We start from the raw sequence: 10,055 nt of genomic DNA on the forward strand, positions 1-10,055 counted from the left end.
CGCGAGCAAGCCCGCTCCCACAGGGACAACGTCAACTTCAAGATGTGTATGTTCTATTCCCCATCCCAATAATCCACGCCATCCGCCTGCCGCGCCACGGCGACAAAGCCTGAGGCATTACCCTCGCTATCGATTGTGAAGTTATCCATCACCACATATTTATTCGAATCCGGATATTCACAGATTTCCGGCTGTTGCTGAGTGCTCACCGCCAGATAACGCAATTCAGCGGCGCTGGTATTGATGATCTGATGAGCCTTTTCCGGTCCGCCCGGTGGGCAGGCAATCACATCGCCCGCGCGAATCGGAAAACGTTCGGCACCCAGCCGCACCTCGCCCTCGCCGGCCACCACGTAGAACATTTCCTCATTGACCCGATGGCTGTGAAACGGGCTGCCACGCATGCCCGGAGGCAGCGCGTAGAGGCGATAACCGAGCTTCTGCGCCCCCAGTTGCTGGCCGATACGGGCAAATCGCTGTTGATAGCGTCCAGCGGTTTCGCCTTCGGGGGCGAGGGCTTCGGGCAGGGGTTGGAGTTCGACCTCGTTGAGGTTGAGGATGTGCGGATGCATGGGCGGCCTCGGTTATGGTTTTTGTGGTGGGCAGGTCTGTTTGCTGAAGAGGCAGTATAGGCAGGGGCTGACCTGGGTTCGTGGCGCAGCCATCGCGAGCAGGCTCACTCCTACAGATTGAACGCATTCCAATTGTAGGAGTGAGCCTGCTCGCGATGAGGTCCGCCCAGCCAATACAAAACTCAATCAGCTACGGGCGAAATCCACCGCCGCCGCAAACTGCGCCTCGTTCGGCCGCACCCCGGTGTACAGTACGAATTGCTCCAGTGCCTGGATCGCAATGACTTCCAGCCCGGTAATCACTCGCTTGCCCTCGGCCCGGGCGCGAACGATCAATGGCGTTTCCGAAGGAATCGCGACCACGTCGAAAACCGTGTCAGCGGCTTCAATCGCTTCAGGCGCAAACGCCAGTTGCCCCGCCTCCGGCCCGCCGTCCATGCCCACCGGCGTGACGTTGATCAGCATCTGCGGGCGCTCATCCCCCAGTTCGGCCTGCCAGCGATAGCCCAGCGAATCTGCCAAAGCATGCCCGGCCCGCTCGTTGCGGGCGACAATCAAACCGTTTTTATAGCCGCCATCACGCAAGGCACTGGCCACGGCTTTGGCCATACCGCCGCTGCCGCGCAGGGCGAACGTCGAATCCTTGGGCACCGCGTGGCTTACCAGCAATTGGGCGACAGCGATGTAATCGGTGTTATAGGCCTTCAGATGACCGTTGCTGTTGACGATGGTGTTGATCGACTGGATCGCCGCTGCCGACGCATCCAGCTCATCCACCAGCGCAATGCAGGCTTCCTTGAACGGCATCGACACGCCGCAGCCGCGAATGCCCAACGCCCGGATGCCGCGGACCGCACCGTCCAGATCCTGACTGGCAAACGCCTTGTAATAGAAATTCAGGCCCAACTGCTCATACAAATGGTTGTGAAAACGCAGACCGAAATTGCCAGGACGTCCGGACAGGGACATGCACAACCGGGTGTCTTTGTTCGGGTTCATCTGCATGAAACTTCTCCTTCAAACGCACTTTCGGATGGACGGGATTGGCCAGCCCATCGGGTTCTGAATCATCATTAAGGCTTGTCAAAGGCGCGGCGCGGCGCGGTAAAGAAGCCGGTACAGACCTTACACAAAATTTACCCGGCAGCCGTGCTGATTTTGCCAATTTTGCTGTCTTAGCTGTATCCCCGCGACAACTGTGGGCCTGGTTCAGGCCGCGGCGCCGGGTCGAAGAACCGAGGACTTATCATGATTCGTAAACTTCCCATCATGGCTTTGTTGATTGGCGCACTCGCGGTCACCGGCCAGGCTGAAGCGGGTGGTGGCCATGGCTGGCAGGGCCCGGCAGTGTTTGGCGCGATCGTCGGCTCGGCCATCATCGGCTCGGCACTGATCAATCAGGATCGGCCGGTGTACGTGCAGCAACAACCGGTTTATGTGCAGCCGCAACCGGTCTATGTTCAGCAGCCGCCACCGGTCTATTACCAGCCGGCGCCGGTGTATGTGCAGCAACCGGTCTACGTGCAGCCGGCCCCTGTCTATTACGGCCCACCACGCGGCTATTACGGCAGGCCACACGGCTACTACGGTGGGCCACATGGTTATTACGGCGGCCCGCGCTGGTAATCCAGCGAGCCAAGCCCTGCTTTTTCAGCGGGGCTTTTTTATGACCGTTGGTCGGCGAAGGTCTGAAAAAATCTCGCCAAGGTCGCTGTGAGGACAGTTTCAGCGGCTAAAGTCGTCATGATGGTTTTGACCGCTCTGACTTTTTTCATCAAGCGGTCACCTCTTTGTCATGACGGAACCGCAATCTGAATCCGTCCGTAAACAACAGGTTGATAACAACAAGGACGACGGTATGCCCACACAGAACCCGCACCGCATTGTCGGTTTGTGCACCTCAAGCAAGGTGTACAGCGCACTCACCGAGCTCAAGCACCTGGAAGGCCATCGCTGCGCCAAGTTTCTTTCGTTGCTGGCCGAGAACCTGGTGCACAAAGGACTGCTCAACGAGCGCGAAGTCGTGCACATGCTCGATCAGGTGGTCGACTGACGCCAGACCTCACTGGCATCAATGACCACTATCGAAAGCGTTGATTGTCCGTCGGGCCGGCGAGTCCCTAAGGTAGCCCCATCAGATGGATGGAGGTTACGTGTCATGGCTCAGGTTCAAATCATGTCGGTTATCGGCAGTGCCGTTCCCGCTGCGCTCAGGGCGTCAGGGCTGCTTGCCTGCTGGTATCTGGTGCGCGACGGCGAGCCGATCAGCGGCCCGCTCACTTCGCTGCCCGCTGCCCAGGCGCTGTCGCAACAGCTCGGCGCCGGTGCGTTCCGGGCCTAAGGCAGTTGCACCTTGGGTTTGGTTTCGACGAACAGCGCCCAGCTCGACAGAAATAACGCGGCAATCAACGGCCCGATCACAAAGCCGTTAAGACCAAATACCGCCAGGCCGCCGAGGGTCGAAACCAGAATCAGGTAGTCCGGCATTTTCGTGTCCTTGCCCACCAGAATCGGGCGCAACACGTTGTCCACCAAGCCGATCACAAAAACGCCGAACCCCGCCAGCACCACGCCCTGCCAGATCATCCCGCTGAGCAGGAAGTAAACCGCCACCGGCGCCCAGACAATCCCCGCGCCCACCGCTGGCAACAGCGACAGAAAAGCCATCAAGACCGCCCACAGCAACGCGCTGGGGATGTCGAGAAACCAGAAAATCGCCCCACCCAGCGCACCTTGCGTCACGGCCACCAGCACATTGCCCTTGACCGTCGCACGCACTACCCGGTTGAACTTCAATTGCAGACGGCGCTTGTGGTTTTCCTCCAGCGGCACGGCGGTGCGCATCTTTCGCGCCAGCTCGGGGCCGTCACGCAGAAAGAAAAACAGCAGATACAGCATGATGAAAAAGCTCACCACGAACTCGAACGTGCCCTGGCCGAAACTGAACGCCTGCGTGGCCAACACCTGACTGCCCTGCATTGCAGTCTTGACGATTTTCTCGCGCAGGCTGTCGAGTTCGCCCATGCCGAAACGATCAAGCAGGTTCTGGAAATACGGCGGCAGGCTCTGCTTGAACTGCGCCAGATACGCGGCGATGTCCAACTGACCGCTTTCGATATTCTTGTAGACCGTCGCCCCCTCTTGCACGAGCAAGATGCTGACGATGATCACCGGCAGAATCGCGATCACCAGACACAGACTCAGCGTGCACAGCGATGTCAGGTTGCGTTGCCAGCCGAATTTCAGCTGTAACTTGCGCTGTATCGGCGCGAACAGGATGCCGAGGATGACCGCCCAGAACACCGCGCCGTAGAACGGCAGCAGAATCCAGATAAAGGCCACGGTGACCAGCACCAACAGCACAGTCAGGGATTTGAATTGCAAGCTCTTTTCGTTCATGTCCGATCCATGTCAGTCAGGCGTCACGCACGCCCGCACCCCTTAGTCAGCCGCGGTTCGCGCGAGTGCCATCTTTATTCATGGAGCATAGATCCAGATCAATGAATCATCGCCCCGCCTGCCCTACCCTGCGCGGCTTTTGCGACCGACACTATGCTTGCGACCCTTGCCGCCCCCGAACTGCTCGCCCCCGCCGGCACCCTGAAAAACATGCGCTATGCCTTCGCCTACGGCGCCGATGCGGTGTATGCCGGGCAACCGCGCTACAGCCTGCGCGTGCGTAATAACGAATTCGACCACGCCAATCTGGCCTTGGGCATTCGAGAGGCGCAGGCTCAGGGCAAACGCTTCTACGTGGTGGTCAACATCGCGCCGCACAATGCCAAGCTGAAAACTTTTCTCAAGGATCTGGCGCCGGTGATCGAAATGGCCCCGGACGCACTGATCATGTCCGACCCGGGGTTGATCATGTTGGTGCGCCGGCACTTCCCGCAGATGCCGATCCATCTCTCGGTGCAGGCCAACACGGTGAACTGGGCCAGCGTCGAATTCTGGCAGCAGCAAGGGTTGAGCCGGATCATTCTGTCGCGGGAGTTATCGCTGGAAGAAATCGGCGAGATCCGCGAGCACGTGCCGGGCATGGAGCTGGAAGTGTTCGTCCATGGCGCGCTGTGCATGGCCTATTCCGGGCGCTGTCTGCTGTCCGGCTACATGAACAAACGCGATGCCAACCAAGGCTCTTGCACCAACGCTTGCCGCTGGAAATATTCAGCGCAGGAGGCCACGGAAAATCAACTCGGCGAGATCGTCCAGACCTTCCAGCCCGAGCCGACCCTGGGCCTCGGCGCACCGACCGATCAGGTGTTTCTGTTGCAGGAAGCCAGCCGTCCCGACGACTTAATGCCAGCCTTCGAAGACGAACACGGCACTTACATCATGAACGCCAAGGACCTGCGCGCCGTGCAGCACGTCGAACGCCTGACGCGCATGGGCGTGCATTCATTGAAAATCGAAGGCCGGACCAAATCGCACTTCTACTGCGCGCGCACCACTCAGGTGTATCGCCGCGCCATCGATGACGCCGTGGCCGGCCGCGCGTTCGATCGCAGCTTGATGACCGACCTCGAATCGCTGGCCCAACGCGGCTACACCGAAGGTTTCCTGCGTCGGCATGTGCACGACGAATACCAGAACTATCAGCACGGCAGCTCGGTTTCGGAGCGTCAGCAGTTTGTCGGTGAACTGACCGGTGAGCGCCGGGATCGCCTGGCCGAAGTGAAAGTGAAAAACCGTTTTGCCCTGGGCGATCATCTGGAATTGATGACGCCCAAGGGCAATTTCCATTTTGATCTGCACCAGTTGCAGAGCCTCACCGGCGAGGCAATCGAGGTCGCGCCGGGGGACGGGCATACGGTGTATGTGCCGATTCCGGATGCGGTGGATTTGCGGTTTGGCTTGTTGATGCGCGATTTGCGTGGGGGATGAAAAGCCGCCTCATCGGTTGATGAGTGGGTTGGCGTTGGATGTGAGGCATGGGCCTGGAGCGGTTCGAGCAGCCGCTGGCTGATTGAGGATTTTCGATGAATTGTATTCAGCTATCGCGAGCAGGCTCACTCCTACAATGTTTTTGTGGTGTACCCGCATTGTAGGAGTGAGCCTGCTCGCGATGAGGGCCTACAAGGCGACATCAATAGCGCGAATCGCCTGTTAGCGTCGATCATCCGACAACGGTGTCGGCTCATCCGCTGGCGGCACCTCGTCGTCCGCCGCAGGATCTTTCCAGTCATCCGGCCGGTCGGCATCGCGCAATGGATCGCGTCCCGGGTCCATGCCCGGCGGCGCGTCGTGATCGCTCAGCGTCGGCTCGTCGATGCCGGACACCGGGCGGGTCTGGTCGGTGGGCGCAATGCCGCCCGGAAACAGCGAATCGTCAGCCATCGTGCACCTCACGAAAAACACCTGGAACACCCAGGCCATATTCGTTGGAAACGCGGCTATCGACAGCGTGCGACGCATCAGACCAGCGGCGTCACCCTTGGGCGATAAACCGATCGCGGCTATTGGTCAGGTGCAGCCACATCGCCGCGCGCGCGGCATCCGGATCCTGACGCTTGATCGCATTGAGAATCGCCTCATGCTCCAGATTCGCCAGTTGCCCGAGCTTGCTCAGATCCGCCGCCCCGCGCTCGGCGGCATTGAGTCGATTGCGCGGGATCATCGCACTGCCCAGGTGCTGCATGATCTCGCTGAAGCAGACGTTACCGGTGGCCTCGGCAATCAATAGATGAAAACGCCGATCGGCTTCCACGCAACTGTCGTTGTTGTCCAGCAGCCGTTGATAGTCATCCAGCGCCTGACGCATTTGCAGCAATTGCTGTTCTGTGCGCCGTTGCGCCGCCAGTGCCGCCGCCTGCGTCTCCAGGCCCAGGCGCAATTCAAGAATGCTGCGCACACCGAGCGCCGTGTCGACATTCAAACGCAAGCCCTGCTCAGGCGCGCGTTCAATGACAAACGTGCCGATGCCGTGGCGCGTCTCGACCAGCCCCGAAGCCTGCAACTTGGAAATCGCCTCGCGCACCACTGTGCGGCTGACGCCGTGTTCTTGAACGATGGAATTCTCGGAAGGCAGCTTGTCACCGGGCGACATCTGTCCGAGCAGGATGCTCTGGGTGAGTTTTTCCACCAGGTCGTGAGCGAGGTTGTGCGTGCGTTTGCGCGCGGGCGCGTCGAGGTCTTCTTGCATGGTCGATTCCGGCGAACAGGGCTTGTGGATCGTAGCACTGCGTTGATCAGTATTGAGATCGATTTTAGCGCTAACCACGCCATCAACTTGTATGACAACACTCAAAAATAACAGTAGCGAATCAACAAGCCGTTACGCCGCAAGACAGTTCGCACGCCTGGGCACCGCTCGTCCCATCTGCCTAAAAGCCCGTAAAAACGGCAACCTTGGTTAAAAAAGCATAACCAAAGATCTGCTCAGATGAATTTAATCGCGAACCAACACTTGTAGGACAAAAAATTTCAGTTGTATGATGTCTATCAACAACGCAGTACCCAGCCCTACCCGCATAAAAATAATCAGTGGGAGAAAACCAAGTGAAAACCTCCGTTTCCGGGATTCAGGAAAGCGTCGACCCGACGCTCGCCTCGGCCATCTCGAAAGTCAAACGCCACGTCCTGCCCCTCTTCGTGATCATGTTCATCGTCAATTACATTGACCGGGTGAACATCGGTTTCGTCCGCACTCACATGGAAACCGATCTGGGCATTGGTGCCGCCGCCTACGGCTTTGGCGCCGGCCTGTTTTTCATCGGCTACGCGCTCTTCGAAGTACCGTCGAACATGCTTCTGCAAAAAGTCGGCGCACGCATCTGGCTGACCCGCATCATGTTCACCTGGGGCGTGGTCGCGGCCTGCATGGCGTTCATCCAGAACGAAACCCATTTCTACATCCTGCGGTTCCTGCTCGGCGTCGCCGAAGCCGGGTTCTTCCCCGGAGTGATCTATTACTTCACCCGCTGGCTGCCGGGCGTCGAGCGCGGCAAGGCGATTGCGATCTTCCTCAGCGGCTCGGCCATCGCGTCACTGATCTCCGGCCCGCTGTCCGGCCTGCTCCTGCAAATCAACGGGCTGGGCATGCACGGCTGGCAGTGGATGTACTTCATCGAAGGAATGTTCTCGGTGTGCCTGTGCGTGTTCGTCTGGTTCTGGCTCGATGCCAAACCCCACGATGCGAAATGGCTGACGCGCGCCGAGCAAGACGCACTGGTGACTGCCATCGACGATGAGCAGAAGGCCCGCGAAGCCGCGACGCCGATCCGGCCGTCCATGGGCAAACTGCTCAAGGATCGCCAGATTATTCTGTTCTGCCTGATCTACTTCTTTATCCAGCTGACTATCTATGCCGCGACGTTCTGGCTGCCGAGCATCATCAAGAAAATGGGCGAGCTCAGCGACGTGCAGGTCGGCCTGTTCAACTCGATTCCGTGGTTGCTGTCGATTGTCGGCATGTACGCCTTCGCCTCGCTGTCGGCGAAGTGGAAACACCAACAGGCGTGGGTTGCCACGGCGCTGTTGATCGCGGCGGCGGGGATGTTCATGTCCACCACTGGCGGGCCAATCTTCGCCTTTGTAGCGATCTGCTTTGCGGCGCTGGGCTTCAAATCCGCCTCGTCGCTGTTCTGGCCGATTCCTCAGGCCTATCTGGATGCGCGCATCGCCGCGGCGGTCATCGCGCTGATCAACTCGGTCGGCAACCTTGGCGGCTTCGTCGCGCCGACCACGTTCGGCCTGCTGGAACAACACACCGGCTCGATCCAGGGCGGCCTCTACGGCCTGGCCGCGACCTCGATCATCGCCGCGATCATCGTCTTCGCCGCGCGCACCACGCCGAAACCCGCTGCTGAAAAGGCTGTGGCCGACGCCGCGCCGAAACACGCCTGACTACGTCTCGATAAGGAAAACAACAATGACTGTTCATGACACCGCCAAAGCTCCGATCATCACTGATATGCAGGTCATTCCGGTGGCCGGTCACGATGGCATGCTGCTCAACCTGAGCGGCGCCCACGGGCCGTTTTTCACTCGCAACATCGTCATCCTCAAGGACAACGCCGGCCACACCGGCGTCGGCGAAGTGCCTGGTGGCGAGCGTATTCGCCAGACCCTCGAAGACGCGCGCAATCTGGTCATCGGCAGCCCGATCGGCACCTACCAGAAGATTCTCAATCAAGTGCGCCAGACCTTCGCCGAGCGCGATGCCGGCGGTCGTGGCTTGCAGACGTTTGACCTGCGCATCACCATCCACGCGGTCACCGGTCTGGAAGCTGCCCTGCTCGACCTGCTCGGTCAACACCTCGACGTACCGGTGGCGGCGCTGCTCGGTGAAGGTCAGCAGCGCGATGAAGTGAAGATGCTTGGCTATCTGTTTTACGTTGGCGATCAGCGCGAGACCGACCTCGCCTATCGCAGCGAACCGGACGCCGACAACGACTGGTTCCGTGTTCGTCATGAGAAAGCCATGACAGCCGAAGCGGTGGTGCGCCTCGCCGAAGCGGCCCATGCGAAGTACGGCTTCAAGGATTTCAAACTCAAGGGCGGCGTGCTCAGCGGCGATGCCGAAATCGAAGCGGTTACGGCACTGGCCGAGCGCTTTCCCGAGGCGCGGATTACCCTCGACCCGAACGGCGCCTGGTCACTGAAAGAGGCAATCCGTCTGTGCCGCGACCAGCATCACGTGCTCGCTTATGCGGAAGACCCGTGCGGTGCGGAAAACGGTTATTCCGGGCGCGAAGTCATGGCTGAATTCCGTCGCGCCACCGGCCTGAAAACGGCCACCAACATGATCGCCACGGACTGGCGCGAAATGGGCCACGCGATCCAGTTGCAGTCGGTTGACATCCCGCTGGCCGACCCGCACTTCTGGACCATGCAGGGTTCGGTGCGCGTGGCGCAGATGTGCCACGAATGGGGCCTGACCTGGGGCTCGCACTCCAACAACCACTTCGATATTTCCCTGGCCATGTTCACCCACGTCGCCGCCGCTGCGCCGGGCGATATCACCGCCATCGACACCCACTGGATCTGGCAGGACGGCCAGCGCCTGACCAAGGCACCGCTGCAAATAGTCGACGGCTGCGTGCAAGTGCCGAAGAAACCTGGGCTGGGCGTCGAACTGGACATGGATCAAGTGGCCAAGGCCCACGAACTGTACAAAGGCATGGGCCTCGGCGCACGGGATGACAGCGTGGCGATGCAGTTCCTGATCCCGGGCTGGAAATTCGATAACAAGCGGCCGTGTCTGGTGCGCTGAATCTGCAGATGCACTGATTGCAACTATGGGAGCGAGCCTGCTGGCGAAGGCGGTGAGCCAGTCAACGAATGTGTCGACTGATCGTGCGCTTTCGCGGGCAAGCCCGGCTCCCACAGGGTTTTGGGCCGAACACAAATGTTGTGGGCAGACCCGGTCATTGTGGGAGCGAGCCTGCTCGCGAAAGCGGTGAGTCAGTCAACGAATGTGTCGACTGATCGTGCGCTTTCGCGGGCAAGCCCGGCTCCCACAGGGTTTTGGGCCGAACACAA

The 10,055-nt window shown here is 59.7% G+C and carries 11 protein-coding genes; 6 read left to right on the plus strand and 5 right to left on the minus strand.

Annotation, left to right across the window (positions count from 1 at the left end; translation table 11 throughout):
- Positions 1–53: 53 nt before the first annotated feature.
- On the minus strand, positions 54–572 hold the full coding sequence (locus tag HU755_RS18220) for a cupin domain-containing protein (protein ID WP_186635135.1): 519 nt from the start codon (positions 570–572) through the stop codon (positions 54–56).
- Positions 573–758: 186 nt separating this feature from the next.
- Complete coding sequence (locus HU755_RS18225; protein ID WP_186635138.1) at positions 759–1,577, minus strand: shikimate 5-dehydrogenase; 819 nt, start codon at positions 1,575–1,577, stop codon at positions 759–761.
- A 243-nt stretch (positions 1,578–1,820) separates the two neighbouring features.
- Between HU755_RS18225 and HU755_RS18230 the strand changes: the two genes are divergently transcribed.
- From HU755_RS18230 to HU755_RS18240, 3 genes are all read left to right on the plus strand, one after another.
- Positions 1,821–2,198 (plus strand): hypothetical protein, encoded by a 378-nt coding sequence (locus HU755_RS18230; RefSeq protein ID WP_186549777.1) that lies wholly within the window; start codon positions 1,821–1,823, stop codon positions 2,196–2,198.
- A gap of 232 nt (positions 2,199–2,430) precedes the next feature.
- The gene (locus HU755_RS18235; protein WP_025108897.1) at positions 2,431–2,625 is read left to right on the plus strand and encodes a hypothetical protein; all 195 of its coding nucleotides are present in this window, start codon (positions 2,431–2,433) and stop codon (positions 2,623–2,625) included.
- A gap of 105 nt (positions 2,626–2,730) precedes the next feature.
- Complete coding sequence (locus HU755_RS18240; protein ID WP_186635141.1) at positions 2,731–2,913, plus strand: hypothetical protein; 183 nt, start codon at positions 2,731–2,733, stop codon at positions 2,911–2,913.
- Here the strand turns inward: HU755_RS18240 and HU755_RS18245 are convergent.
- Positions 2,910–3,971 (minus strand): AI-2E family transporter, encoded by a 1,062-nt coding sequence (locus HU755_RS18245; RefSeq protein ID WP_186549773.1) that lies wholly within the window; start codon positions 3,969–3,971, stop codon positions 2,910–2,912. The genes HU755_RS18240 and HU755_RS18245 overlap by 4 nt on opposite strands.
- A 153-nt stretch (positions 3,972–4,124) precedes the next feature.
- Here HU755_RS18245 and yegQ point away from each other — a divergent pair, with 153 nt between their 5' ends.
- Positions 4,125–5,456 carry a tRNA 5-hydroxyuridine modification protein YegQ gene (gene yegQ / locus HU755_RS18250; RefSeq protein WP_186635144.1) on the plus strand — a complete coding sequence of 444 codons (1,332 nt, stop codon included), beginning with the start codon at positions 4,125–4,127 and terminating at the stop codon, positions 5,454–5,456.
- A 222-nt stretch (positions 5,457–5,678) separates the two neighbouring features.
- Here the strand turns inward: yegQ and HU755_RS18255 are convergent, their stop codons facing one another.
- Both HU755_RS18255 and HU755_RS18260 read right to left on the minus strand, forming a co-directional pair.
- The gene (locus HU755_RS18255; RefSeq protein WP_186635147.1) at positions 5,679–5,909 is read right to left on the minus strand and encodes a hypothetical protein; all 231 of its coding nucleotides are present in this window, start codon (positions 5,907–5,909) and stop codon (positions 5,679–5,681) included.
- A 91-nt stretch (positions 5,910–6,000) separates the two neighbouring features.
- Positions 6,001–6,714, minus strand: coding sequence for a FadR/GntR family transcriptional regulator (locus tag HU755_RS18260; RefSeq protein WP_186635150.1), 714 nt, complete (start codon positions 6,712–6,714; stop codon positions 6,001–6,003).
- A 356-nt stretch (positions 6,715–7,070) separates the two neighbouring features.
- On the opposite strand from HU755_RS18260, the gene HU755_RS18265 reads away from it, so the two are divergent.
- Positions 7,071–8,417 carry an MFS transporter gene (locus HU755_RS18265; RefSeq protein WP_186635153.1) on the plus strand — a complete coding sequence of 449 codons (1,347 nt, stop codon included), beginning with the start codon at positions 7,071–7,073 and terminating at the stop codon, positions 8,415–8,417.
- Positions 8,418–8,442: 25 nt separating this feature from the next.
- Positions 8,443–9,786 carry a glucarate dehydratase gene (gudD, locus tag HU755_RS18270; protein WP_186635157.1) on the plus strand — a complete coding sequence of 448 codons (1,344 nt, stop codon included), beginning with the start codon at positions 8,443–8,445 and terminating at the stop codon, positions 9,784–9,786.
- The last annotated feature ends 269 nt before the right edge of the window (positions 9,787–10,055 follow it).

Origin of the sequence: Pseudomonas sp. SWRI111, from assembly GCF_014268555.1 — a bacterium.
Classification (GTDB): domain Bacteria; phylum Pseudomonadota; class Gammaproteobacteria; order Pseudomonadales; family Pseudomonadaceae; genus Aquipseudomonas; species Aquipseudomonas hamedanensis.

Coding starts and splice junctions, on each gene's coding strand:
- HU755_RS18225 (WP_186635138.1), bottom strand. CDS start 1,577: ATGCAGATGAACCCGAACAAAGACACCCGGTTGTGCATGTCCCTGTCC.
- HU755_RS18235 (WP_025108897.1), top strand. CDS start 2,431: ATGCCCACACAGAACCCGCACCGCATTGTCGGTTTGTGCACCTCAAGC.
- HU755_RS18260 (WP_186635150.1), bottom strand. CDS start 6,714: ATGCAAGAAGACCTCGACGCGCCCGCGCGCAAACGCACGCACAACCTC.
- HU755_RS18255 (WP_186635147.1), bottom strand. CDS start 5,909: ATGGCTGACGATTCGCTGTTTCCGGGCGGCATTGCGCCCACCGACCAG.
- yegQ (WP_186635144.1), top strand. CDS start 4,125: ATGCTTGCGACCCTTGCCGCCCCCGAACTGCTCGCCCCCGCCGGCACC.
- HU755_RS18230 (WP_186549777.1), top strand. CDS start 1,821: ATGATTCGTAAACTTCCCATCATGGCTTTGTTGATTGGCGCACTCGCG.
- HU755_RS18245 (WP_186549773.1), bottom strand. CDS start 3,971: ATGAACGAAAAGAGCTTGCAATTCAAATCCCTGACTGTGCTGTTGGTG.
- HU755_RS18240 (WP_186635141.1), top strand. CDS start 2,731: ATGGCTCAGGTTCAAATCATGTCGGTTATCGGCAGTGCCGTTCCCGCT.
- HU755_RS18220 (WP_186635135.1), bottom strand. CDS start 572: ATGCATCCGCACATCCTCAACCTCAACGAGGTCGAACTCCAACCCCTG.
- gudD (WP_186635157.1), top strand. CDS start 8,443: ATGACTGTTCATGACACCGCCAAAGCTCCGATCATCACTGATATGCAG.